Annotated in this window: 24 protein-coding genes and 1 riboswitch; of the genes, 16 read left to right on the plus strand and 8 right to left on the minus strand. The window is 41.0% G+C overall.

Annotated features, from left to right (window positions below; genetic code table 11):
- Nucleotides 1–3: 3 nt before the first annotated feature.
- Nucleotides 4–735 (plus strand): response regulator transcription factor, encoded by a 732-nt coding sequence (locus ACFSMW_RS14355; RefSeq protein WP_390356748.1) that lies wholly within the window; start codon nt 4–6, stop codon nt 733–735.
- A gap of 338 nt (nt 736–1073) precedes the next feature.
- Nucleotides 1074–2336: an MFS transporter gene (locus ACFSMW_RS14360; protein WP_390356750.1), complete on the plus strand. Its 1263-nt coding sequence runs from the start codon at nt 1074–1076 to the stop codon at nt 2334–2336.
- Nucleotides 2337–2391: 55 nt separating this feature from the next.
- Here ACFSMW_RS14360 and ACFSMW_RS14365 read toward each other — a convergent pair whose 3' ends face one another.
- Nucleotides 2392–3177, minus strand: a complete 786-nt coding sequence (locus ACFSMW_RS14365) for an HAD family hydrolase (RefSeq protein ID WP_390356752.1) — start codon at nt 3175–3177, stop codon at nt 2392–2394.
- A 129-nt stretch (nt 3178–3306) separates the two neighbouring features.
- Here ACFSMW_RS14365 and ACFSMW_RS14370 point away from each other — a divergent pair, with 129 nt between their 5' ends.
- The gene (locus tag ACFSMW_RS14370) at nt 3307–3450 is read left to right on the plus strand and encodes a hypothetical protein (RefSeq protein WP_390356754.1); all 144 of its coding nucleotides are present in this window, start codon (nt 3307–3309) and stop codon (nt 3448–3450) included.
- A 33-nt stretch (nt 3451–3483) separates the two neighbouring features.
- On the opposite strand, the gene ACFSMW_RS14375 is transcribed toward ACFSMW_RS14370, so the two are convergent.
- Nucleotides 3484–4689, minus strand: coding sequence for a dicarboxylate/amino acid:cation symporter (locus ACFSMW_RS14375; RefSeq protein ID WP_390356756.1), 1206 nt, complete (start codon nt 4687–4689; stop codon nt 3484–3486).
- Between the two features lie 305 nt (nt 4690–4994).
- Here ACFSMW_RS14375 and ACFSMW_RS14380 point away from each other — a divergent pair, with 305 nt between their 5' ends.
- The gene (locus tag ACFSMW_RS14380; protein WP_390356758.1) at nt 4995–5285 is read left to right on the plus strand and encodes a hypothetical protein; all 291 of its coding nucleotides are present in this window, start codon (nt 4995–4997) and stop codon (nt 5283–5285) included.
- A gap of 44 nt (nt 5286–5329) precedes the next feature.
- Here the strand turns inward: ACFSMW_RS14380 and ytaF are convergent, their stop codons facing one another.
- Entirely contained in the window at nt 5330–5956 is a 627-nt protein-coding gene (ytaF, locus tag ACFSMW_RS14385; RefSeq protein ID WP_390356760.1) for a sporulation membrane protein YtaF, read from the minus strand.
- 345 nt (nt 5957–6301) lie between these two features.
- Here ytaF and ACFSMW_RS14390 point away from each other — a divergent pair, with 345 nt between their 5' ends.
- From ACFSMW_RS14390 to ACFSMW_RS14400, 3 genes are all read left to right on the plus strand, one after another.
- The gene (locus ACFSMW_RS14390) at nt 6302–8479 is read left to right on the plus strand and encodes a DNA topoisomerase III (protein ID WP_390356762.1); all 2178 of its coding nucleotides are present in this window, start codon (nt 6302–6304) and stop codon (nt 8477–8479) included.
- Between the two features lie 348 nt (nt 8480–8827).
- Complete coding sequence (locus ACFSMW_RS14395; protein ID WP_390356764.1) at nt 8828–10135, plus strand: DUF5068 domain-containing protein; 1308 nt, start codon at nt 8828–8830, stop codon at nt 10133–10135.
- A 202-nt stretch (nt 10136–10337) separates the two neighbouring features.
- Nucleotides 10338–10577, plus strand: a complete 240-nt coding sequence (locus ACFSMW_RS14400) for a DUF362 domain-containing protein (RefSeq protein WP_390356766.1) — start codon at nt 10338–10340, stop codon at nt 10575–10577.
- A gap of 39 nt (nt 10578–10616) precedes the next feature.
- On the opposite strand, the gene ACFSMW_RS14405 is transcribed toward ACFSMW_RS14400, so the two are convergent.
- Together ACFSMW_RS14405 and ACFSMW_RS14410 are read right to left on the minus strand one after the other, a co-directional pair.
- Nucleotides 10617–10751: a hypothetical protein gene (locus ACFSMW_RS14405; RefSeq protein ID WP_390356768.1), complete on the minus strand. Its 135-nt coding sequence runs from the start codon at nt 10749–10751 to the stop codon at nt 10617–10619.
- Between the two features lie 90 nt (nt 10752–10841).
- On the minus strand, nt 10842–12905 hold the full coding sequence (locus ACFSMW_RS14410) for a thioredoxin domain-containing protein (RefSeq protein WP_390356821.1): 2064 nt from the start codon (nt 12903–12905) through the stop codon (nt 10842–10844).
- Between the two features lie 160 nt (nt 12906–13065).
- Nucleotides 13066–13167, plus strand: a riboswitch (purine riboswitch).
- 314 nt (nt 13168–13481) lie between these two features.
- Between ACFSMW_RS14410 and ACFSMW_RS14415 the strand changes: the two genes are divergently transcribed.
- A complete protein-coding gene (locus tag ACFSMW_RS14415; protein ID WP_390356770.1) occupies nt 13482–14777 on the plus strand; it encodes an NCS2 family permease in 1296 nt (431 codons plus the stop codon).
- A 73-nt stretch (nt 14778–14850) separates the two neighbouring features.
- On the opposite strand, the gene ACFSMW_RS14420 is transcribed toward ACFSMW_RS14415, so the two are convergent.
- The gene (locus ACFSMW_RS14420; RefSeq protein ID WP_390356772.1) at nt 14851–15378 is read right to left on the minus strand and encodes an AAA family ATPase; all 528 of its coding nucleotides are present in this window, start codon (nt 15376–15378) and stop codon (nt 14851–14853) included.
- A 183-nt stretch (nt 15379–15561) separates the two neighbouring features.
- Here ACFSMW_RS14420 and ACFSMW_RS14425 point away from each other — a divergent pair, with 183 nt between their 5' ends.
- From ACFSMW_RS14425 to ACFSMW_RS14435, 3 genes are all read left to right on the plus strand, one after another.
- Nucleotides 15562–16017 carry an 8-oxo-dGTP diphosphatase gene (locus tag ACFSMW_RS14425; RefSeq protein WP_390356774.1) on the plus strand — a complete coding sequence of 152 codons (456 nt, stop codon included), beginning with the start codon at nt 15562–15564 and terminating at the stop codon, nt 16015–16017.
- Between the two features lie 730 nt (nt 16018–16747).
- Nucleotides 16748–17260, plus strand: a complete 513-nt coding sequence (locus ACFSMW_RS14430; RefSeq protein ID WP_390356776.1) for a hypothetical protein — start codon at nt 16748–16750, stop codon at nt 17258–17260.
- A 55-nt stretch (nt 17261–17315) separates the two neighbouring features.
- Nucleotides 17316–17537 carry a hypothetical protein gene (locus ACFSMW_RS14435; RefSeq protein ID WP_390356778.1) on the plus strand — a complete coding sequence of 74 codons (222 nt, stop codon included), beginning with the start codon at nt 17316–17318 and terminating at the stop codon, nt 17535–17537.
- A 246-nt stretch (nt 17538–17783) separates the two neighbouring features.
- Here ACFSMW_RS14435 and ACFSMW_RS14440 read toward each other — a convergent pair whose 3' ends face one another.
- Together ACFSMW_RS14440 and ACFSMW_RS14445 are read right to left on the minus strand one after the other, a co-directional pair.
- Nucleotides 17784–17945, minus strand: a complete 162-nt coding sequence (locus tag ACFSMW_RS14440) for a hypothetical protein (protein ID WP_390356779.1) — start codon at nt 17943–17945, stop codon at nt 17784–17786.
- A gap of 121 nt (nt 17946–18066) precedes the next feature.
- On the minus strand, nt 18067–19143 hold the full coding sequence (locus ACFSMW_RS14445; RefSeq protein ID WP_390356823.1) for a MupG family TIM beta-alpha barrel fold protein: 1077 nt from the start codon (nt 19141–19143) through the stop codon (nt 18067–18069).
- Nucleotides 19144–19389: 246 nt separating this feature from the next.
- Between ACFSMW_RS14445 and ACFSMW_RS14450 the strand changes: the two genes are divergently transcribed.
- The 5 genes from ACFSMW_RS14450 to ACFSMW_RS14470 all read left to right on the plus strand — a co-directional run bounded on the left by ACFSMW_RS14450 (nt 19390) and on the right by ACFSMW_RS14470 (nt 24103).
- Nucleotides 19390–20472 (plus strand): DUF871 domain-containing protein, encoded by a 1083-nt coding sequence (locus tag ACFSMW_RS14450; protein ID WP_390356781.1) that lies wholly within the window; start codon nt 19390–19392, stop codon nt 20470–20472.
- Nucleotides 20459–21352 (plus strand): N-acetylmuramic acid 6-phosphate etherase, encoded by an 894-nt coding sequence (gene murQ / locus ACFSMW_RS14455; RefSeq protein ID WP_390356783.1) that lies wholly within the window; start codon nt 20459–20461, stop codon nt 21350–21352. The genes ACFSMW_RS14450 and murQ overlap by 14 nt, the downstream gene beginning before the upstream one ends.
- Before the next feature lie 55 nt (nt 21353–21407).
- Nucleotides 21408–22871 carry a PTS transporter subunit EIIC gene (locus tag ACFSMW_RS14460; RefSeq protein ID WP_390356784.1) on the plus strand — a complete coding sequence of 488 codons (1464 nt, stop codon included), beginning with the start codon at nt 21408–21410 and terminating at the stop codon, nt 22869–22871.
- Between the two features lie 14 nt (nt 22872–22885).
- Entirely contained in the window at nt 22886–23743 is an 858-nt protein-coding gene (locus tag ACFSMW_RS14465) for a MurR/RpiR family transcriptional regulator (protein WP_390356785.1), read from the plus strand.
- Nucleotides 23744–23950: 207 nt separating this feature from the next.
- Nucleotides 23951–24103, plus strand: coding sequence for a hypothetical protein (locus ACFSMW_RS14470; RefSeq protein WP_390356786.1), 153 nt, complete (start codon nt 23951–23953; stop codon nt 24101–24103).
- Nucleotides 24104–24110 lie beyond the last annotated feature (7 nt).

Here is a 24110-nt window from a genome sequence, read left to right on the forward strand (position 1 = left end):
ACATTGAAACAAAAAATTTGTGTAGTAGATGATGAAGCAAAAATTTTACGATTCATTTCAGCAAATTTGAAATCTGTTGGCTATGATGTGACAACAGTCGAATCTGGCGAGTCCCTCCTGGAGAAATTCGATTTGATTTCTCCTGATTTGGTACTGCTGGATATCATGATGCCCGGTCAGGATGGCTTTTATGTTCTGGAAGAGTTGCGTAAATTCAGCAATGTACCAGTTATTATGCTGACAGCGAGAAGCAATTCCAAAGACAAAGTACAGGGATTGAACCTTGGTGCGGATGACTATTTGACTAAGCCATTTTCCTTGGATGAGTTGTTCGCGAGAGTGAATGCCGTTTTACGACGAATACAGGATAGTCCGGCTGAACAGCATTCAGTCAACACTTCCTGCGTGAAGACTGGGGAGTTGGAAATTGACTTGGGCAGCAAGCGTTGCTGGATTAATCAGTCTGAATTAAAATTGACGCAAACTGAATTTCTCCTTGTGGAAATTCTGGCTATGAACATTGACAAGGTGGTTCAGCATGAAACACTTCTTTCGGAAGTATGGGGGCCACAGTACAGAGACGATATTGAATATTTGCGTGTCGCCATTGCGAGAATCAGGAGAAAAGTCAAAGAAAATCTGATAAATAAAGAAGAATACATTATCACATATCCTGGGCTTGGATACATGCTTAAAAGCGTGAACAATGAAACTGTACACGCTGGTACGCCATGATCCAATATATAAAACCGGCTCGCAGCCGGTTTTTTTGTTGCACTGGTAAGCAATACCGACTTGTTCATAACCTTAAGTTTGACGTGTGGTAAACGTAAGGTTCAGTCTATCGCCCCAAGTTCTAACTTCTTGCAATCCCAGATGGGCTGAAGATATTGCAGGATAGTGGAGAGGAAGTTTGGCGAATAAACTGAAAACGTTTTTTTTAATGTTTTTGTAATGCAAACACTTTCATTTTTATTCTACTGTAATGCCCATTCCATTATGATGAGGGTAGAAAGAAATCATATCCAGTCTTTGCTATCGACCTATATAAAAACTTTGAGGAGGAAAAAATGATGGCAAAATCATCCGCAGAAATGGCAGACTCTCATAAAAAGAAAGAGTTGATCCCTTATTGGGTGAAAGCAGTAATTGTATTTTTCCTGGGATGGGTTGCGATTTATGGAACACGTTCCGTGCTTAACCCTGTGATGGACAATGTCCAGGCCGAATTTGGTTTATCGGCATCACAGCTTGGATTGATCAGTAGTATATTTTTCCTGGGCTATGCAGCTTTGAACATACCATCCGGTATTGTCGGCGACAAAATCGGTAAGAAGAAGGTGTTGGTACCAGGTATTATTCTTTTCGGTTTGTTTGCAGCTATTACAGGCGCGATGCCTTCGTTCTTCTTGTTTATATTCATGTGGCTGATGGTCGGGGTGTTCCAAGGTTTTTATTATGGTCCATCCTATGGCCTGTCTTCAGAAGCAATTCCGCAAAAACATCTCACTGTCGGCAGTGCGATCATCAACAGCGGGATGGCGTTCGGTTTATCAGGAGGATATTATATTTCCAGCATAACAGTTGGAACGATGGGAATGAGCTGGAGGGCGCCGTTCTACATTATCGCAATTCCTGTTGTCATTATAGGTCTTCTAATGTGGTGGATCATTAAAGACCATCCAAAATCGAAGGCCGAAAGACAAGCTGAAGCAGCAAACGGGGAAAAATTGAAGCTTGGAGATCTGTTTAAAAACAGAAACTTGATTTTGGCATATATCACGATCTTCTGTGCGATTTATGGATTCTTTGTAGTTGTTACTTGGATGCCGTATTATTTGCAGCATGCTCGCGGCATCACTGGAAGTGCAGTGGCGACTATTTCTTCCCTGGTCCCATGGGCTGCGGTTCCAGGATCCATTTTGTTCAGCTGGATAGCCGACCGCATGGGAAAACGTCGTCCGGTATTGCTGGTTATGCTTCCGCTGTCCATCATTGCAATGGTATCCATTGTCGCTTTTGATAACATGTATGTATTATACGCAGCATTGATTGGTTACGGAATTTTCGGCAAAATCAGTACAAACCCTGTACTTGTTGCAGTTGTTGCTGATAACGCACCGAAAAATGCATACAGCACATCTTTTGGGGTGTACAATTTTATCGGAATGTGCGGTTCCATCCTGGCACCTTACATTACCGGATTTCTGACAGATATCACTGGAAGCCTGAACATGGGATTCTACTTTGCAGGTGCATTGCTTATCGTTGGAACAATCGCTGCAGCTTTAATCAAAGAAGATAATCGTCCGAACGTCGAGGGCGCTGCATCTTAATCAACAAAATGAAACAGCTGTTGCCTCGTGGCAGCAGCTGTTTTTTGTTTGGAACTTAATTGATTACACCAAGCTTCCTAAGCCCTTGGGAAATACCATCCTCATCAACAGAAGAAGTACGGTATTTCGCGTATTGGAATAAGTCGGGGTGGGCGTTTGCCATAGCGAAGCTTGCACCTGCAGTTTGCAGCATTTCTTTATCATTCATGCCATCTCCAAAAGCGATGGCATCTTCAGCGGTGTAGCCAAGCTCTTGCATGACTTCTTTAATTGCCTGCCCTTTATTCATCTGATCCCGAATCACGTCAAAACAGGATTGTGCTCCTTCGATATTGACTTGTGAAAGATGCATGTCCTTACCGAGTTTGTAATCATCCAGTTCATCTTCCTGCACATTGATTAATGTCATCCCTAAGACCTGATCAAGTATTTCAGCTTGGTAAAGCTTGTTTTCTTCTAATTGGAACAATTGGATAAAACTTGTTGTGGATGTCGCATCAAGCGAACTGAAATAATTGCTGTCATATGTGTAAAGTACGAAATCATGTCCAAGTTTTTGAGCTGTATGCACGATGTCAGAGACTGTTTGTTTTTCCATGGGCGCATTTAGAACCATTTTATCTTGAAAAGTCGCATAGGCACCATTATAGCCGATGAATGATTCAATATGCAGCTTATTAGCCAGTTTTTTAATTTCATGAATCGGTCTTCCTGTTGCGAAAAATACTTCAATTCCGTTTTGTTTTGTTTCGAGAATCGCCTGCCGGGTCGAGTCAGTGCAGGTATGGTCAGACTTCAGGGTTGTTCCGTCAATATCGAGAAATAATGCTTTGTATGTCATGTTGGACTCCTTCATTTAAATGTTATCAACTACCGATGTTACAGACCAATTTGAACTGGTCTGCCACTTCATGTGGCACCGGCGGACACAACCCCATATTAGCATAAAACAAAATCATTAGGAGGAAAAATGCCTGCAAGCGATGATTTGCGGGCGCTTGCTAACGCCCGCTATATTTTATCTGAGATGGGCAGGTATAATAAAACCCTGGTCAACAGTGGAGTTGTGGAAAACATGAACTTGGCATCAGTTAAGATGAAGCGAACATCATAACACAGGGAATTTTTTCTGGAAATTGACGGTGGTTCAGGAGACCATGTCATTACTCCGATTGGATTCAGACACATCAACGACGACGCTTGCAGAAGCATCTCCAATAATATTGACAGAGGTGCGCATCATGTCAAGTATCCGATCGATACTGGCAATCAAGGCGATGCCTTCCAGTGGAAGGTTAACAGCTGCGAGAACCATGGAAAGCATGATCATCCCTGCTCCAGGTACACCTGCAGCGCCGATGGAGGCAAGAGTAGCGACAATGGCCACAATGACCAGCTGAGAAAAACTAAGTGTAATGCTGAAATACTGTGCAACGAATATGACGGCAATACCTTGATAAATGGCAGTTCCATCCATGTTGATTGTTGCTCCGAGTGGCAAAACAAAGCTGGATGTCTGTTTAGAAACCCCAAGGTTTTTTTCCGTGTTTTCCATCGTGATCGGCAATGTGCCAGAACTGGAACAGGTAGTAAAAGCGACGGCAGCTGCAGGGAAAATCCCTTTGAAAAATACAAGTGGATGCATCTTACCAAGCTTTTTAACGGCTATGGAATAGATGATACCTGCATGAAGGATACAAGCAATAAGCATAGCCAATATCAATTTCATTAATGGCAGCAGGACTGAAATGCCATAAGCACCAACAATAGGAGCAAGTAAACCAAATATACCTAATGGTACGAGCAGCATCACCATGTTTGTGATTTTGTACATGATTTCTGCCAAACCATCGAAAAAATGCTGTACTGGAGCAGCTTTTTCCCCGACAACTGTAATCCCGATACCAAGGAAGATGGCGAAAAAGATAATTTGCAGCACGTCACCATTCGTCAGAGCTTCAATCGGATTAGTCGGAATGATGGCTAGTAATGTCGCAATAACGCCTTCTGTTTCATTGACTTCCACACTTCCAGCTTCCAGTGCGACGTGTGAGACATTTCCTGGTGAGAAAAGATAGCCTGCAGCAATCCCGATACAAATTGCTATAAAACTGGTAATTAAATAATAGCTGATTGTTTTTCCTCCCAGACGCCCAAGTTTCTTGACATCTCCAGCCCCAGTCACACCTACAACAATAGTGGAAAGTATGAGGGGTACGATGATGAATTTAATGAGTCTGAGAAATAAATCTCCTAGCGGCTGTACATATTTGCTCTGTTCTCCGAAAATGAGTCCTACGATAACTGCCAGTATGAATGCAATGATAATTTGCCAGACGAAACTTTTTTTCATTCATCCTCCTCCTTATGAGAAATAGTGAGAAGATGGAATGGTATGTTCCTCCTTCCCTTTATATTCATCGTATTCATGAATGTTTTCAAACATGTGTAAGGAAGTGTCAAATGGAACGCCTGCATTCTGCCTTGAATTGTAATCCCGAGTGAATGATCAAGGGATATTCCAAAATTGTGGTTTCATTTAAAAAAAGTATCTATCTGCGCAATAAAAATGTGTTTGACTTTCGTCAGGCTTCCATGTAAACTGAAAGATGACATAATATTTTTAAAAAATACATAGCAACAAATGAGGTGAATACTTTGGTAGGTCCAGTAGTGGCAATTGGCGCAGTCATGTTGGTCATTTTGATGCTGCTCGGTTTTGCTTTGTTGAAAGCCTCTGCTAAAGCAGTATACCTGGCATATTTCCCACTGATTGTCATATTTGTAACCGGCGTCATCATGGCTGTGTTGCCTAAAATGATCGGTAAGATCGAGATGCTCGGGGCAGGAGTAGGCGGCTGGGGAATCAGTTTCCTGTTCGCCGCTGTAATTTCTGGTTTGTGCACCCCAATTTTAGATGTATACCTGCGTTCCGGCAAACAATCATGAAAAAAAGCGATACCTTGCGTATCGCTTTTTTCCTATTAGGCTATCTAAAACAAATTAAAAATCCCCAGGGAGATCAATAAAATCGGTGGTATGAAAGACATATGCTGCATTTTTTTGTTTTGGGCAAGCAATGTTCCGAGCTTGATGCCGGAAAAGAGAAAAATGCCGCTCATACATGCAATTAACGCAGGTGTGACTACAGGTGAATAGCCAACAATGGCGGCGCCGATTCCGGCACCGAAGGCATCCATCGATAGGGCAGTTCCCAGCAGTAGGGCTTCACCTGATGAGATGATGCCGGAATGATCCAAGTCTGCCTGGTCTGGGGTTGCCAATACTTTTTTTACTCCGGTAAGTCCGCTCTTACTTTTTGTTTCTATATTCGTTTGCTGTCTTGACAGGTACGAACGGATTACATTCACTAAAGAAAATAAACCAAGACAAATCAGAATAGAACCTCCAAGTATTTTGGTCATATCCGGTGAAATGATATTACTCAAACGATCACCAATTGTCATCGAGACCAATACGACAAAACCCGAGCAGCACATGATGATAAGCAGTCCTGCAAAGGGAACGCGTATAGTGCGCATCCCATAGGTGACACCGACACCAAAACCATCGATACTGACGGCAATCACCAGAAATATCAAGCCTGTATAATAAAGCATCGCACCATATCCTTTACAAAATGTATTGGGACCATTCAAAATATGAGATCATCTATTGGAAAACGTCCTGAATCTGTTGATATGTTATGTATATGATTGTTAATTGATTGGGCATATACCTAGCTGGCGCATATTGTCTTCTGCAATGTACACTGGTTGTTTTTGTTCTTTCTGCAAGCGTATATGACTACGCAACAGGAAAAAAGGGAGGTAATCTTAATTGAAAAGGTTTTAAAGCCTTTTTCCAGTATTCCGCTATTGATGGGGTGGCAGTTAAGTGCCATGGATGCGAACATATGGTAAAGTAACAGTAGAAGAAAAGATACGCAGAAAGGATTTTACAGAATGAGCAAAACAGTTGTTTTAGCAGAAAAACCGTCGGTAGGCCGGGATATAGCCCGTGTGCTGCAATGCCATAAAAAAGGCAACGGCTATATGGAAGGTTCGAAATATATCGTTACATGGGCACTTGGTCACCTGGTCACCTTGGCAGATCCTGATATGTATGATGAAAAATATAAAACTTGGAAACTAGATGACTTGCCGATGCTTCCAAAGCATATGAAGTTGATTGTCATCAAAAAAACCGGCAAACAATTTCAAACAGTGAAAGCACAGTTGAATCGCAAGGACGTCAATGAAATCGTTATTGCGACAGATGCCGGCAGGGAAGGAGAGCTTGTTGCCCGATGGATCATTGAAAAAGCAAGAATCGATCATAAAAAAATCAGCCGATTATGGATTTCTTCTGTGACTGATAAAGCTATCCGCGACGGTTTTAAAAATCTGAAGCCAGGAAAGCAATATGAAAATTTATATCAATCAGCTGTAGCACGATCTGAAGCGGACTGGTATGTAGGATTGAACGCGACAAGAGCATTGACGACCAAATTCAACGCACAGTTGTCAAGTGGCCGTGTGCAGACACCAACACTTGCAATGATTGCAGCTCGCGAGCAGGAAATCAGCCAATTCAAACCAAAACGCTTTTATGGGATCGAAGGAAAAACAAAAAAAGGTTTTATGTTGAAGTGGCTGGATCAAAAAGCGAATAACCGTATTTTTGATAAAGACAAGGCTGACAGCATTGCTGGCAAAATTCAGGGCAAATCTGCCATAATCCGTGATATACAAAAGAAACATAAACAAAAACATGCGGCGCAACTTTATGATTTGACCGAACTGCAGCGTGATGCCAACCGTATTTTCAATTTTTCAGGCAAGCAGACGTTAAACATCATGCAAAAATTGTACGAACAGCATAAGGTGCTGACATATCCACGGACTGATTCACGTGTGATATCCACAGATATTGTGCCGACATTAAAAGATCGTTTAAAAGCGTGCGGTGTGGATCAATATGCCAGGACAGCGAGCAAATTGCTGAAAAAGGAATGGAAACTGCCAAAAACTGTTGTCAATAATGCGAAGGTTTCTGATCACCATGCGATTATCCCGACAGAACAGCAGGTCATTCTGGAAGATTTGGATGATAAAGAGCGTAAAATTTATGATTTGGTTGTCAAACGTTTTCTGGCGGTTTTGTCTGATCCTTATGAATATGAGCAGATGACTGTGACGGCGAACATAGGCGGTGAAACTTTCACTGCGAAAGGCAAAGCAGTGAAACAACTCGGCTGGAAGGAAATTTATGACCGAGGCGGACAATTAGAGGAAGAAGATAATGACGAGCAAAAGCTGCCTGTTTTGAAACAGGGCGATGAGCTGCAATTAATTGGATTGCGTGTGACATCTGGAGAGACGAAAGCACCTGAGCGTTTTACAGAAGGCGCGTTACTGCAGGCTATGGAAAATCCGGTCCGCTATATGAATGAGAACAGCAAAAAACATGCCCAGACGCTGCATGAAGCCGGCGGTTTAGGCACAGTGGCGACTAGAGCGGATATCATTGAGAAATTGTTTAATAATCAGATGATGGAAATGAAAGGGAAGTATATTCATTTGACTTCCAAAGGTAAGCAATTGCTCGACCTTGTGCCAGAAGATTTGCGCTCTCCGATTTTGACTGCTGAATGGGAAGACAAACTTAGTAAAATCGCAGAGGGCAAGCTTATGAAAGGTAAGTTCATGGCAGAGATCATTGGCTACACAAAAGAGGTTGTACAGCAAATTAAAGAGAGTGATGAAACGTTCAAGCACGATAATATCACGGGTACAAAGTGCCCGGATTGCGGCAAGCTGATGCTTGAAGTGAAAAACCGCAATGGCCGTATGCTCGTTTGCCAGGATCGTGCTTGCGGATATAAGAAAAATATCGCCAAAGTGACCAATGCACGTTGTCCAAATTGCCATAAGAAAATGGAAATGCGCGGTGAGGGAGAAGGGCGGATGTTCATCTGCAAGTGCGGTCACAGAGAAAAGCTATCAACTTTTAATGAAAGAAAAAATAAAGAGAAGAAACATAATGTATCCCGTAAAGAAGTAAACAAATATTTAAAGAAACAGGATGATGGATTCAAAAACAATGCGCTTGCCGAAGCGCTGGCCAAACTGAAAAAATAGGCGGATTGCGGACAATCTTTTTTCTTTTCAGCTTCTGAAAAGAAAAGATTGTCCCTTTTTTCAACATTTTTTTCGAAGGACTTTAGAACTATGAGGTACTGATAATGAAGTACTTGTTTTTTATATGGATGGAAACGTTTTGTTTGCATAGAAATACTTCAATCCTTTACCCAGCTTGCAGCGGAAGGAAAATAATGTAACGGTGCGCGAATGTAATCCATAAAATCCCTTTATATCAGGCTTATTCCTTCCTGAACAATAGGCATATTCCGGGTACCAAATGCCTATAGAACAATACTGCCTATTATGCTAACGTATATTTTAGGAAAAATGATGGAGGGGAAAAAGATGCCAAAAAAGCTGATAGCACTATTTTCTGTGCTGTTATTGGCTGCAGTCTTCATTTCCGGGTGTGGAAAAGAAGATGTCAAAGCTGACAAAAAAACAGAAGCAGCTGAAAAAGAAGACCAGACTAAGAATGAGGATCAGACAAAAGAGAAAGAACAGGAAACAGAAAAAGAAGCTGCGGCGGAAGAGGATGCATCAGCTGATACAGAAAAAGAGAATACAGCAACCAATGATGTTTCCGGCTTAATATCGTTTATGGAAGAACAAACAGAGGGAACCACAAAGACAGTTTTTGAAAATAGTGATAAACAAACACATGATTTGAAAGACATTTCTGTATCATTGGACGCTTACACAGTTGTGCAGCTGAATGATTTTCATACAGATTTCAGTATACCATTCAATGACCAAACCGATGGAGGTGTCATTTTAGCAAAATATTCCGTAGAGAACAAGGGCGACAAGGATGCTTATTATATGCCTTCGTTGGATGGGACATTCACCGGTGCAACAAAGGCATATACCAATTACAAGGAACTGATTCCGGAAGAGGATCAATTAAGCACTGTATTATCACCTGCCAATGATTATGTGGTGAAAGCAGGAGAAACGGCTGAAGGATACTTTGCCTATCCGTTCGGCAAGGATGCTTTCGATAAAATCATGGATTTGGGTACGATTCAAGTTGATGTACCGCCTGCACAAGGCACGAAAGGGAAATTCGATAACCCGATTGGTTCAAAGGGTAAATTCACTATCAGCTTGAACGACAAAGGCGCTGAAAAAGCTTCCGCTAATGCGAAATTCTACCAGGATGACGCCACTAAAAATGATATGGGCGAAAAGAAGCTGCTGAAAGAAAAAAGTGATATCGGCAAAAAAGAGAAGCTGCGTGATGTCACAGTAACCTTGGATGGCTACCAGTTTGCAGAATTTACACCAAATGAAGTAGAAGCACCCCGCTTCAAGAATTTCAAAAATGGTGTGGTGATTCTGACTGTAAAGTTCCTTTTGGATAATAAAGGAAAAGAAGATATCGGGTTAAGCGGGATCAGCTCGACACTGAGAGTGAATGATGGTTCACAGTGGATGATCAACGAAGGTATGTTGAAAATGTATACAATCAATGATTTGATCGAGGCGAACGATTCAGGAGAGCTGCTCCAAGTTTATGTGCTTGATAAAGAGCAGTATGATAAAATTTGGAAAGACAAAGACTTTGATATTGAAATCGGCCCGATGCGAAACAAAGAAGCGAAAGACATCTCGAAAGGCAAAAAAGCCTCATTTAAATTACCAAATGAATAGAATACAAGCACCTTTTCCAGGGGAGAAGGTGCTTTTTGTTTGGCAGCATATACGCCGGCTTTGCCAATGAATCCCTACCCAAAACGGATATGAACAATTGTAGAATCGCAGATTCAAGGGCTTGCGTGAGCCCAAAAGCTCATGTATGATGAAAATGAGACATTTTAATTACATATTCAACGTTTAGGGAGGTACCAAATAGATGGCTTTTGTAATTCTGGATCCATGCCAAGGTGAGAAATCAGGCGAATGTGTCAGTGTTTGCCCGGTTGATTGCATTGAAGAAGGCGAGGATCAATTCTATATAGACCCTGATATTTGTATCGACTGTGCTGCATGCCAAGCTGTATGTCCAGTAGATGCAATTGTAGAAGAATATGATTTGACTTCTGATCAGGAAAAATATCTGACACTCGCCGAAGAATTTTTCGCTAACAGATAATGAAAACCCGCCACTTTTTCGAGCGGCGGGTTTTTTATATTAGTCTTTCGCTTCTTCGGCAAGCTTGCTGGCAAACCATCTTTTAGCTGTTTCTTCATCAACTTCATACACTTTCCCTGCACGAAACAGTTGTCCGTGGTACGCAGTTTGTACATTCATTTTTACTTTGACCATTTGTAACAGCCCCTGTTTTGTGAAATTATCTTTATTATAAAACAATTGGCAGTATGTTTCCAGTGATGCAGCGAATGATACTGTTGCGTTTTAATGCTTCTTGATTTGTTCCCATGCCGCTTCCAAATCCGTTGTGGGCTGCTGGCAGCTGAAATGTTGACAAACATAAACAGTTGGCTGATGATTGATTTGTCTGTATGCTGAAGCAAAAGCAGCGGTATCGTTAAAATGTTCTGGTAAAGCGGCAGTCAAAAGGCTGACATCAGGTAAAAATTGTTTGGTGAAACGGTGGATCCATTCCTTATATCCAGGCTGAGAATAATCTCCTATGACGACCACTTCTTTAGCGGGGAATTCCAGCGCGATCACCGCTTGAAGGAAGAAACAGGCATTGGCGGCCCGTTGTGAAATGTCATCGAAGAAGGTATATGTCATTTCTTCTGCTTGGTCCAAGAAACGGCTTGTGCCGGTAAGATGCCCGAATTTGGCCAACGTATATCCTGCAACGCTATTGCCGGAGGGGAGAGCGCCATCGTATACTTCCTTATCGGACGCAATCAATTTTTCTGCATCATTACCACTGAAGTAGAATCCGCCATTTTCTTCATCCCAAAATAGGTTTGTCATAGCTTCGATTACTTTGTTCCCTCTGTGAAGCATTTCCAATGAAAGTGTCGCCTGGTAGAGCTCCAGATAAGCCCATGATAAAAATGCATAGTCATCCAGATACGCATGATATTTTGTTTCACCGTGTCGGTATCTGGCCATCAATCTCCCGTTTGCGTAGAGGTTTTCTTCAATAAAGCCAATTGTTTCATGAGCCATATCCATTGCCCGCTGATTGGCAAGAACATTGCCTGCCTTAGCTAATGCAGCAATCATTAAAGCATTATTTCCCGTTAGAATTTTATCATCGGTATGCGGCCTGGTTCTTTTCTTTCTGGCATCCTGCAATTTAATCCGTGCTTTTTCAAGTTCTTGATCCAGTTCATTTTCGGTCATTTGACTGCTCTCAGCAATCATTCTTTTATCGATTTGAATAAGGTTGGGAATATTTTTGCCCTCAAAATTTCCCTGAGGTGTGATTTGGTATACTCGTGTGTAAAGATTGGCCAGATCATTATCCAGCACATCAAAAATTTCTTGATGATCCCATACATAAAATTTTCCTTCTACACCTTCCGAATCAGCATCTATCGCTGTATAAAAAGCGCCATTTTCATCTGTCATTTCTTTGGCGGTAAAATGGATGATCTGTTCGGCGATTCGCTTATAAAACGTTTTTTTGGTCACCTGATAGCATTCCGTATAAGCCATCAACAATAATGCATTGTCATAAAGCATTTTTTCAAAATGTGGCACCAGCCACTTTTCATCAGTAGCGTAGCGGCAAAAACCAAACCCAATGTGATCGTATATTCCCCCGGCTGCTAATTTATGGAGTGTCTGTTCCACCATTTCCAACGCTTCAGGCTGTTTGCTGAAATAGTGGTACCTTAACAGGAAAAGTAAATTTTGCGGTTGCGGAAATTTTGGCGCTCCTCCAAATCCCCCATGTGTATGGTCATACATAGCGCGAAGCTGTTGGAATGCATCATCCACACTTTGCTTTGTCAAACGATGTTTGCTTTTTGTCTGTTGTGTCTTTTTTAGCGCCCTTCGCACACTTTTAGTCACTTTGTGGATATGCGCAGGATCTTGACGATACTTTTCCGAAAGCTGGGTAATTGCCTCCAGCAGTCCAGGAAGATGATATTTACTATATTTAGGAAAATAAGTTCCAGCATAAAATGGAATTTGGTCGGGTGTCATGAAGATGGTCAAAGGCCACCCGCCTTGGCCGGTCATCATCTGGCAAACCTTCATGTAAATGGAATCCACGTCCGGTCTTTCTTCCCGATCCACCTTGATCGACACATAATGCCTATTCAAATATGCAGCAATTTCGTTGTCTTTAAACGATTCCCGCGCCATTACATGACACCAATGACAAGTGCTGTAGCCGATGGAAAGAAAAATCGGTTTCCCTTCTTGTTTTGCTTTATCGAATGCTTCTTCTCCCCATGGATACCAGTCAACAGGGTTATATGCATGTTGCAATAAATATGGAGATTTCTCATCGATCAATCTGTTGGGTTTTCTGTTAGCTGGGATACGCGTCACCCTCTTTTCAATGAACTATATAAGGTTACTTTACCACAATTCGCCAAGTTGATTCGAAATTTAAATCGCTATCATCATTCATCGTATTATTTGCTTGTTTACTATATTTACATTGACGTCTTGACATAAACTTGTTATCATTTCACTATTGTTTAAAAATGAATAGCTACCTTGTATAAGTCCAAGAATATGGCTTGGACGTTTCTACCAGGCTACCATGAATAGCTTGTCTACAAGGAATGGGAAAATAGATGATATTTTTGATTCCTTTGGTAGATGAAACTTTGGCGCTTGTGGCCAAAGTTTTTTTTATAAAAAAATTAATAAAGCGAAAATGCCATGGAAGGCTCATTTCTAGGAAATACTATGAAGAAAAGCCGGTGGATAATAGTTGCGAAACCTTCCCATGTGCTTTACGAGAACGAATTGTACTAATAGCGCCTTCAAGTATAAAAATCGGGTTAACAGCCCATAATCCGCTGACAGATTCCGGCCTGCCAGGTGTTGTGAACAGGTAGGCATGCTGGACGAAGTGTCACTTTATGACAGAATAGGAGATTGAACATCATGAAAAACTTCTTTCAATTCAGAGAAAGAAATACAACTTATAAAAAAGAAACGCTGGCGGGGGTGACGACCTTTCTTTCCGTAGCTTATATCTTAGTCGTAAACCCGTTAATCCTTAGCCAATCCGGTATGGACAGGGGCGCTGTATTTACCGCAACTGCTCTGATTGCAATTATCGGCACACTGCTTATTGGGCTCCTTGCCAATTATCCAATTGCGATTGCACCAAGTATGGGATTGAATTCTTTTTTCACTTTTTCCGTTTGTATCGGTATGGGGATCGCATGGCAAGTCGCTTTAACAGGTGTCTTTATAGCTGGCATCATCTTTATGATATTAAGTTTATTGAAGATCCGGGAAAAAATCATCAATGTGATTCCGCAGGATCTAAAACACGCAATTGCTTCCGGAATAGGATTCTTCATCGCGTTCATCGGCTTGAAAAATGCGGGGATGATTGTTTCTAACCCAGATACATTTATTTCAATCGGAAATTTGACTTCACCTACGACAGCACTTGCGGTCATTGGTCTGGTCATGATGATTATTATGTTGGTACGCGGCATCAATGGCGGAATTTTCTATGGGATGGTAATTACAACGGTTATTGGAATGCTCGTCGGTTTGATTGACGTCCCTGCATCCATAGTGGGAAAGATACCGAGTATAGCACCAACATTTGGTGTTGTGTTCTCTCATTTACATGATATTTTCACACCTGACGTAATCGCGGTTATTTTTACATTCCTATTCGTTGCTTTTTTTGATACGGCTGGCGCATTGATCGCACTTACTAGTCAAGCGGGGATGGTGAAAAACAATTCGATTCCAAACGTGGGCCGGGCATTACTTGCGGATTCTTCAGCCGGTGTCATAGGCGCGATATTGGGGACATCTACACCAGCAACGAGTGTTGAATCCTCTGCAGGTATTGCAGTAGGAGGGAGAACAGGGTTTACCTCAGTCATTATTGCTGCCTGTTTTGCAATTGCTTTATTCTTTTCTCCTCTTCTTGCCGTTATTACTACAGAAATTACAGCACCTGCATTAATTATCGTCGGGGCATTGATGGCAATGGAAATAAGTAAAATAAACTGGAGTAAGCTGGAAATCGTCATTCCCTCGTTTTTAACAGTTATCATGATGCCTTTGACATCTAGTGTCGCAACAGGTATTGCATTTGGTTTTATTTTATATCCTTTATCTTTAGCAGCGCAAAGGCGTTTTAAAGAAGTGCATCCTATTATGTATGTGCTTTGCTTGCTATTTATTTTATACTTCGTATTTGTCGCATAGCTGATCCAGGTGGAGCGGGGAGCCCGACATAAATAAATTTTATTTGACTTAGCCTAAAGAAAAAACAAATTGACTACTGTTTTACCGTTTCGAGGATGATGTTAACAACATCATCTATGGTTTTTCGATTTGTGTCAACGAATTGTCCGAATGCTTGGTCATGAAAAGCACGGAGACATTTTTCCGTTTGCTGGAAACACCAATTTCCTTTTTGCTCGCCACGCGCAAACAGTCGCTGATGGATGATTGATTCTGCTGCGGTTAAACAAAAATGAGATGTATGGTTATCAAAGGATCGTAAACCTTGCAAAATGTAATGTAAATAATCAAGATTATATATCGTCATGGGCAGAATCAAATCTTTTTGATAGGCGGTTCTTAGTGAGCGTACCACATCGACGACCAGAACCTTCCAACACAACAGATCTTGGAAATTATCAGTTGTTTCTTGAGGTTTTTTGATATCATCAGGGATGATATTCCGCAGCATGAAACCTACCTCTTCAGGGTCAAAAATCATACTGTTATCAAGTTCTTTTTGTAGTCGGTTGGCCACCGTCGTTTTACCGACTCCGAAAGCACCGTTGATCATGATAATCATCCATTTTTCTCCTTTCGTATGGTGCTTAACCTCAGCATAGCATTGTTGCAGTACTTATGGGAAATTTTGATACAATATAGTTGTCAGTAGCCTGCTCACAGCAAGATTGTTGAATGGCAGCGTTATACAAGGACCACATAAAGAAAAATAGGAAGCGGAATAAGATGGGGAAGAGGGACAGATATGAGCAGAAGTGAAAAAGCCATTTTTACAAATATGTGCATGATTTATGATCAGGAAGGAAATATACTGGTGCAAGACAGACTGAATAAGAATTGGCCAGGGATCACATTTCCGGGTGGACATGTGGAGAGAGGAGAGTCCTTTTCAGGTTCTGTCATCCGTGAGATATATGAAGAAACGGGTTTGACGATTACTTCACCAGAATTATGTGGCGTAAAGCAGTTTCAGACACTGGAGAATGAACGATACGTTGTTTTCCTATATAAGGCTAACGAGTTCGCCGGAAAACTGCAAGCCTCTCACGAAGGAAATGTGTTTTGGATACCAAGGACAGAATTATGCAATTATAAGCTTGCAAATGACTTTGAAAAGATGCTCCGTGTATTTGAATTAGATGAATTCAGCGAGTGCTATTATCGAAACACAGGGGAAACCGTTGAAGTCCAGTTGCTTTAGAGGAAGATTTACGCAGACATAGAAGATTTTCACCAAACATGCAAGCATGGTGGATAGTCCACACTCCCGGCCTCTTACGATTTCCAGATGCAGAGGGATGATCAGATTTAGCATTTTATTGTATTGTGTCGGGCATACTGAATCATATCGGCTATATTTAATGATTCTTAGCATTAAGCGGAGGTTACTCATCTTGGTTGGCCTAATCATTGCAATCATTTTTTTTAATACTGTCGCCTTTTCAACAAATAAAAGGTTAAATCAAAATCAGATCTTACATATATGGTTTTTTACCATCTCGTTTCAAATATTGTGCGACCTGTATCTCGATGCTAAATATCAAGCTTATTGGTATTTCAGTAAAGCAATCGATCTGTATTCCATGCCCGCTCTCTTGTTCTTGATACCACCGGTTAATATGATGTTTTTAAACTGGTATCCTTTTCAAAAGAAACGAAGATACCGGTTTACGTATATAGTCGTATGGGTAATAGGGATCTTGATCTATGAATGGCTAACACTTTTTCCGGAGCCGTGGGGGTATTTTCATTATGGATGGTGGAGGTTAAGCTATTCTGCTTTGGCTTATCCGTTGCTGCTTTTTATTGTTCTTACATATTACAAAAGGATTCGGCACCTTGAAAAAAGCGGTAGTGCGGAAGAAGAATAGCCAGGCGTCTGTATATATTTCCAAATATGTGTAAATAAATGGAAATAAAAAGGTGAAATAATGAAAAATAGGAAGTCTCCGATTACAGCATTGTTATGGTCTTTCGTAATGTCCGGATTTGGTCAGCTTTATAATCGTGACTATGTCATCGGTTTTGCACTTCTTGTTTTTGAAGTTTTACTCAACCTTAAGTCCAACTTAAATCTGGCATTAAAGTACACCTTTCAAGGCCATTTTTTGCTGGCTCACCAAGTTACGAATTTTGAATGGGGTCTATTCTATCCTTCTCTATGGGCTTTTTCTATGTGGCAAGCATATCATCACGCAAAGGAAATCAATACTGATCAAGGTTCCTCAGCAAACATTGGTTTAACAGGGATGTTCCTCGGCATGGTGGTTGGGATGAATGTCGGATTGATCATTGGTACAAATAAAATGAGATTATTCCATATGGATAACAATGTATTCGCCAGTCCGGTTATCAACGGACTCTTCTTTGGTATGATAGGAGCTTTGACAGGTACTTTCATACAGAAAAAAATGGAGAAGAAAAAACAATCATACGATTGTTAACTGCCAATTTCCGTATTCTCTGTCTGCATGACATATAGAAAGCAGGTTTCAATACATGCTTTTCCTGGCAGCTGTAGTGACATTACTCGTCAGTACGGCTTTTTTTATACCCAAACACCTTACAAAAATGGAAATATATACAACTTCCGTATTTGCAGTATTATTTGCAGCGTTAGTCGATACATTTTTGGATTTCAAATATCAGCTGTACTGGTATTTTGAAAAAGATATTGTCTGGAAATGGCTGGTTGTCCTTTTTGGTGCAAGCCTGCCGTAAATATTTTGTTTTTGAATTTCTTTCCAGTGAACGGTAAATGGGTTGCAAAAGCAGGATATATCTGTTTGTGGACCATATTGCTTACACTGTTTGAATGGGCTGCCGTTCATATAGGCAGGCAGGATACTGCATTATGGCAATTGGAATATATGGCTGTCATCGATAGTTTATCCAATTGATGCCTTATTTTCATTGAACTCTCTGTTTCAAAAGAAGAGGCGCAAAAAGAAAATGAGGCAGCTAATTTTAACTGCCTCCATTAAACAATAATTTCCAGCCTGCATAAAAGCAACCCAAAATGATAAGACCAATGGTAACCATAAAAGCGGCGCCTATCAACACACCGAGCAATATTTTCAAAAGAAATAGAGCGATAATAATGAAAATAATCCACTTCAAGACATGCACTGCGTAGATTCCCTCCTAACAACAATCCGTCTGTCAGGCTGAAATTCTACTATAATCATCATCTATTGTAAAGCAATCTTCATCCATACGCGGAAGTTAAAATAGCAAAGCGGGGATTATATTAACTGATTTGAAAAGTAAACCGCGTATGAGGGGTTATATAAGGAAGCAGAGGCTGGTCTTCTGTAATTACTCTTCCAATAACGTTGACTCTCTTATCTGAAGAAAGATCTGTTTTGGTAATTTGCAGCTCTCCGGCATAGCGGCCATAGTTTGTATTATCTATTGTTATGGTGCCAAGCGGACGCGCAGCCGTATGGTTAGGTGCAAGTGCAACCCCAGTTGGTTCAGGATAAGCTGTACTATAGGTAGAACGGATTACGAAATCAGCATAGTCACGTCGGCTTGTATGTACTTGCCGAAGCAATTGCACTATCTCATCTCCTGGAGATACAGCCCATTCCACCCTCAAAGGTATGGTGCCATCTGCAACACCTGCCGCTGTGTTCCAATCCTCATTTGCAGGAGCTGGATCGCCGAAATAAATGATATCCGTCAAACCGTCTGCAACCATTTCTGCAACTGCTACAGAAACAGGCGCATATCTATGAGTCTCAATGGAGGGAAGCCCCTCCTTCATAGGACCTCTCGGAGTTGTGTGTGAGGGGATGAATCCACCAGTTCGGACGCCATAAGACTTATAAAACCTATTTTTCTCACGATAATAGGTAAGCGACATACCTGTCTCCGGCCGCGGGTAATAATTATGAATTGCCGTCAATTTTGCAACTTGAATTCCTTTCTGCAGTAAAACATGAAATTGAGTTTCCGTAAGGTCACTTGCGTTCATTACAATCGTAACGTCAGGGTGGTTAGAAATCTCGAGAATCTCATCTACAGAAAAACCATAGTCGAGCCTGAAAGAAAATATCCCTAATTCAAAAAAAGGCTTTAGATTCGCTGAAGATGCTTCAAGTTGTCTGAATGTACTTGGACTAACATCACAACAAAGTCTTATCCCCCTCCGTTTAGCTATTTGAAATAAGTGTTTCATTTCGGTCCAATTTTCAGTGGTTCCCTCCGGAAGATGCAGGGAAGTGAACAGATCTTGACAACCCATGTCAATGGCCGATGCCAACTGTTCAGCGGCTCTCTGCAAACCTAGTGTTGGATAAAAGGATTGTCCCAGCTTTACCATCACACATGCTCCTCTCTTATTTGATTCCTCTATCATAATATGTTTGCAATCTTATTATATTTCTTATTTTATGTTTCACATAACGATTGAATGAAATCAAATTCCATTTAATATTATTTTTTTTAATTTATATTGAAATAATATTTCATATGCTGTAAAATGAGCCTGTAAATAAAATGCAATCTAGATTTAGTTATGGAGTAGGACGCACAAGAAGTGACTGTCGAATAAGAGAGGGATGATTGGTTGTTTGGATTCTCTATTTTTCTTCATGAGGATTTAACAAAGGAAACAAAAGATTATTTCAATAGTATGGTTGACATCGGTTTTGAAGGCGTTTTCACTTCTCTTCATCTCCCTGAAGATGATATTTCAAAATACAGCGCCCGTTTAAACGCATTGTTGGAAATGGTGCAACGAAGAAAAGTCAAACTGATGATTGATATCTCAGGAAACGCTTTAGAGCATATAGGTCTCTCTTTAGATGATCCAGCAACCATTTTTGAAAGCGGTATCTCTGGCTTGCGAATGGATGACGGGATTGAGATGGAATCAATCGCGAAATTATCCCATTATATTACTGTTGGTTTAAATGCTAGCACGTTGACGGAAAACGATTATGAACAACTTCTGCAATATCAAGCTGAGTTTAGCAATATTGAGGTATGGCATAATTATTATCCAAGACCCGACACTGGTTTAGATGAAGAATGGTTCCGTGAAAAGAATATGTGGCTAAAAAACAAGCAATTGAAAGTCAGTGCCTTCGTCCCGGGTGATAGCAATTTACGTTTACCGCTATATGAGACCCTTCCTACGTTGGAAATTCACCGCTATGAAAATCCTTTTTCATCATCGTTATCTCTCAAACGGGATTACCTGGTTGATGATGTGTATATCGGAGATCCAGGCATCTCACACGCGGTGTGTAAACAATTTGAAGCCTATCTTCAGCAGGGGATGTTGCTTCTGCACGGCAATGCAAGGAATGAAAAATGGGATGCCTATATTTACAAAAGACATCAAAATCGATTGGATGTATCCAAACACGTTATTCGCAGCGAGCAGTCAAGGATGACACATAAAAATGAAGAGATACAGCCTGAGCATACCGTCGAAAGAAATAGAGGGAGTATCACCATCGATAATAATCTATACAAGAGATACAAGGGTGAAGTCCAAATAATAAAACAAGAACGCTTACCGGATCAACGGGTGAATGTCATCGGACAAGTTATTGATAAAGATTTGCCATTGCTCGATTTTATACAAGATGGTACAAAGTTCAAGATAAACAAACCTGAGGAGGGACAACATGAACTTAGATAGACTTACAACGGAACAACGAAACAAAAATACAATGAATTTGGACACCTTATCCACTATCGATGTTTTACGGTTAATGAATGAAGAGGACCAAACCGTTCCTGCAAGTGTAAGCAAAGCTTTACCACAGATTCAAAAGGTTGTAGACGCTGTTAAGGAATCATTTCACCAAGGGGGGCATCTGGTTTACGTAGGGGCTGGCACAAGCGGCCGGCTGGGAATACTGGATGCGGCTGAATGTGTGCCGACGTTCAGTGCTGATCCGTCTATGGTACAAGGGTTGATTGCTGGTGGTTTGCAAGCAATGACAGTTGCGGTTGAAGGTGCAGAGGATTCTCTCACTTTAGGAGAAAAGGATTTAAGAGACATCCATTTGACGAATAAAGATACCGTGATAGGGATTGCTGCCAGTGGCAGGACACCTTATGTAATTGGTGCATTGGAATATGCCAAAAAAATAGGGGCTGCTACGGCAAGTCTTGCTTGCAACAAAAATGCGGAAATAAGCAAGCATGCGGAAATGAGTATGGAAGTTGAAGTCGGTCCTGAAGTGCTGACGGGATCGACAAGATTAAAGTCTGGCACTGCGCAAAAATTAGTGCTGAATATGATTTCTACCGCTTCCATGATAGGGATAGGGAAGGTTTATAAGAACTTGATGGTCGATGTCAAGCCTACCAATGATAAGTTAGTAGAACGTTCAAAGTCCATCATCATGCAAGCAACTGATTGCAGTTATGAAATAGCTGACCGTTTTTTCAAAGAAGCAGATAAAAATGTTAAATTGGCGATTGTGATGATTTTAACGAATCTTAGCAAAAACGAAGCCAAAAATAGATTAGATGACAATAGGGGATTTATAAGAAAGGTTATTGAAAGATAATGCTTTTTGAACGACCTCTCTTATGTAACTTTTAAAACGCAGGGGGAATATTAAAATGAGTGAAACAAAAGAGCAAAGGCTTGCCAGAGAGATTTATGAGAAGGTAGGGGGAATAGGGAACGTAGAGAAGCTCATCCACTGTATGACAAGAGTCCGGATGACCATCAGGGATTATAGTCAATTGGATTTGGACGGCTTGAAAGCGATTGATGGCGTTCTTGGTGTTGTTGAAGATGATACATTGCAGGTGATTGTGGGACCAGGAATCGTCAACAAAGTCTCCAATATCATGGTCGCGGATGCGGGTGTTAAACTAGGGGAAGCATTCCCGAAGAATGTGGCAAGCCGTACAAATTCAACGAGAACTGATCGCGAAACAGTAGAAGCAAAGGCTGCTGAGGTAAAAGCAAAGGAAAAAGCAAAGTACAACAAGAATTCTGGATTCAAACGCGTTTTAAAATCCATTGCGAACATATTTGTTCCATTGATTCCGGCTTTTGTCGGTGCCGGTATCATCGGAGGTATTGCTGCAGTTTTTTCTAATTTAATGACAGCTGGCAGTATCAGCCAAGATTGGGAAAGCATTATTGCGACATTGAATATTATCAAAAATGGTTTGTTCGCTTATTTGGTCATCTATGTCGGCATCAATAGTGCCAATGAATTTGGAGCTACGCCTGGGTTAGGCGGTATCATTGGCGCAACCACCATGCTAAATGGAATGAATCCTGAAGCTCCGCTGACCAATATTTTTAACGGGCATGAGTTGGCAGCCGGACAGGGGGGCATCATCGGTGTGATTTTTGCCGTATGGGTATTATCCTTGGTTGAGAAAAGATTGCATAAAATCATCCCGAATGCTGTTGATATCATTATTACGCCCACTATCGCATTATTAGTTGTTGGTTTGTTCACCATTTTCATCGTTATGCCGGTCGCAGGGGTAGTATCAAGTGCTCTCGTAGGATCTATCACCTGGGTGCTGAATGTAGGCGGCGTCTTTGCTGGATTTATTTTGGGGCTGTTTTTCCTGCCTATGGTCATGTTTGGTCTGCATCAGATATTAACACCGATTCATATAGAAATGATCAATTCATCGGGCTTTACACTATTACTGCCTATCTTGGCTATGGCAGGTGCTGGACAGGTGGGTGCTGCCTTCGCCTTATGGATTAAGTGCAGAAAAAATAAAAAGTTGATTCAATTGATCAAAGGTGCTTTGCCAGTCGGCATTCTAGGAATTGGCGAACCTCTCATTTATGGGGTCACATTACCTTTAGGCCGCCCATTTATCACCGCATGTATCGGCGGGGGAATCGGTGGAGCAGTGATTGCAGGAATCGGCAACATTGGAGCGATTGCCATTGGACCAAGCGGTATCCCGCTTATACCATTGATTGCCAACGGCCATTGGTTTGGCTACATCATAGGCCTTGTTTCAGGCTATATTGGCGGATTCCTTGCCACGTACCTGTTCGGTGTGCCAAAAGACATTCAGATGGAAACTACTTTAGATTAAGGTTGGAAACAAATTTGGAAGAAAACATCATATTACAAATCAAATCAAAATTGAAGGATCTGTCAAAAGCGGAAAAAAAGATAGGTGCATATATTCTTGATCATGCCGTCGACATAGTAAATGACAATACAAGTGAACTAGCGAAAAAAATCGGGGTGGGCCCCGCGACAATCATCCGTTTTTGCCGCTCTATCGGTTTATCCGGTTTTTCGCAATTGAAGATTCGCTTGTATGCTGATGCATCTGGTGTGAAAGAAGACCTGTATACAGATATTACGCCAGATGAAGATGTATCTTTACTTGCTGAAAAATTAGCCTTGAGGTTCAATCAATCCATTTCACAAACGGCGAACCATTTGGATAGGACAAGTATTGAGGAAACGTCCGAATTGATTCATAAGTGTACGACGATCTATGTGTATGGGATAGGTGCATCTCATGTCGTTGCTGAAGACTTTACGCAAAAGTTTTCCAGAATCGGCAAGACGGTAGTTCATACACTTGATCACCATTTGTTGAGTTCTGCTTTAATCAGTGCAGGAGAGCAATGCATGTTTGTAGCGATATCCAATTCCGGTGAAACGAATGAAGTCAATAAGCTGGTAGAGATAGCAAATAAAAAAAAGATGCATACAGTAGGTATTTGCCAATATGAAAACAGTACGTTAACAAGATTGGTGGAATATCCGATCATTCATCATGGTGGTGAAGCGGTCATGCTGAGAAGTGCGGCAACGACTTCATTAGTCGCCCAATTATTTACAATTGATGTGCTCTATTACGCTTATGTCAATAAACATGCCAAAAAAATCTTGAATATGTTGAAGGAGTCAAAGATAAACATTCAGACATTCTTTCGTAAGGACAACTGATCCTATGAGATACCATGCTTTTTTTAGCGTGGTATCTCATTTTTTTATAAACCAAAGCTCTCATAAGAATGCAGGGCTTCACAACCATGATTGCATTTTGATAAATGGTTTCAAATATTCCTGTAGCACTGCAACGTTCCTCAAGGTTTTGGGATGTTCTTAAGGGGGTAAATTTAAAGTGTCAACCCGAATAGAGGAGGAAACAGTATGACTGAAAATAGAAAACACAAGAAGGAATACGATAATCAGAACCCTGGTGAATTGCATTCCAATAAAATGTCCCAATCCCAGGGAGACAAAAATAAGGAGCAGGGAAAGCACGAATTGAATAATGACGATGCTGACAAAGATAAAGATTGATATACAC

Source organism: Tigheibacillus halophilus (assembly GCF_042683165.1).
Lineage (GTDB): Bacteria > Bacillota > Bacilli > Bacillales > Amphibacillaceae > Tigheibacillus > Tigheibacillus halophilus.

Excerpts from the sequence above, each read along its gene's own strand:
- ACFSMW_RS14360 (WP_390356750.1), top strand. The coding sequence starts at position 1,074 with ATGGCAAAATCATCCGCAGAAATGGCAGACTCTCATAAAAAGAAAGAG.
- ACFSMW_RS14365 (WP_390356752.1), bottom strand. The coding sequence starts at position 3,177 with ATGACATACAAAGCATTATTTCTCGATATTGACGGAACAACCCTGAAG.
- ACFSMW_RS14370 (WP_390356754.1), top strand. The coding sequence starts at position 3,307 with ATGCCTGCAAGCGATGATTTGCGGGCGCTTGCTAACGCCCGCTATATT.
- ACFSMW_RS14375 (WP_390356756.1), bottom strand. The coding sequence starts at position 4,689 with ATGAAAAAAAGTTTCGTCTGGCAAATTATCATTGCATTCATACTGGCA.
- ytaF (WP_390356760.1), bottom strand. The coding sequence starts at position 5,956 with ATGCTTTATTATACAGGCTTGATATTTCTGGTGATTGCCGTCAGTATC.
- ACFSMW_RS14390 (WP_390356762.1), top strand. The coding sequence starts at position 6,302 with ATGAGCAAAACAGTTGTTTTAGCAGAAAAACCGTCGGTAGGCCGGGAT.
- ACFSMW_RS14395 (WP_390356764.1), top strand. The coding sequence starts at position 8,828 with ATGCCAAAAAAGCTGATAGCACTATTTTCTGTGCTGTTATTGGCTGCA.
- ACFSMW_RS14400 (WP_390356766.1), top strand. The coding sequence starts at position 10,338 with ATGGCTTTTGTAATTCTGGATCCATGCCAAGGTGAGAAATCAGGCGAA.
- ACFSMW_RS14405 (WP_390356768.1), bottom strand. The coding sequence starts at position 10,751 with ATGGTCAAAGTAAAAATGAATGTACAAACTGCGTACCACGGACAACTG.
- ACFSMW_RS14415 (WP_390356770.1), top strand. The coding sequence starts at position 13,482 with ATGAAAAACTTCTTTCAATTCAGAGAAAGAAATACAACTTATAAAAAA.
- ACFSMW_RS14420 (WP_390356772.1), bottom strand. The coding sequence starts at position 15,378 with ATGATTATCATGATCAACGGTGCTTTCGGAGTCGGTAAAACGACGGTG.
- ACFSMW_RS14425 (WP_390356774.1), top strand. The coding sequence starts at position 15,562 with ATGAGCAGAAGTGAAAAAGCCATTTTTACAAATATGTGCATGATTTAT.
- ACFSMW_RS14430 (WP_390356776.1), top strand. The coding sequence starts at position 16,748 with ATGAAAAATAGGAAGTCTCCGATTACAGCATTGTTATGGTCTTTCGTA.
- ACFSMW_RS14435 (WP_390356778.1), top strand. The coding sequence starts at position 17,316 with ATGCTTTTCCTGGCAGCTGTAGTGACATTACTCGTCAGTACGGCTTTT.
- ACFSMW_RS14445 (WP_390356823.1), bottom strand. The coding sequence starts at position 19,143 with ATGGTAAAGCTGGGACAATCCTTTTATCCAACACTAGGTTTGCAGAGA.
- murQ (WP_390356783.1), top strand. The coding sequence starts at position 20,459 with ATGAACTTAGATAGACTTACAACGGAACAACGAAACAAAAATACAATG.
- ACFSMW_RS14460 (WP_390356784.1), top strand. The coding sequence starts at position 21,408 with ATGAGTGAAACAAAAGAGCAAAGGCTTGCCAGAGAGATTTATGAGAAG.
- ACFSMW_RS14470 (WP_390356786.1), top strand. The coding sequence starts at position 23,951 with ATGACTGAAAATAGAAAACACAAGAAGGAATACGATAATCAGAACCCT.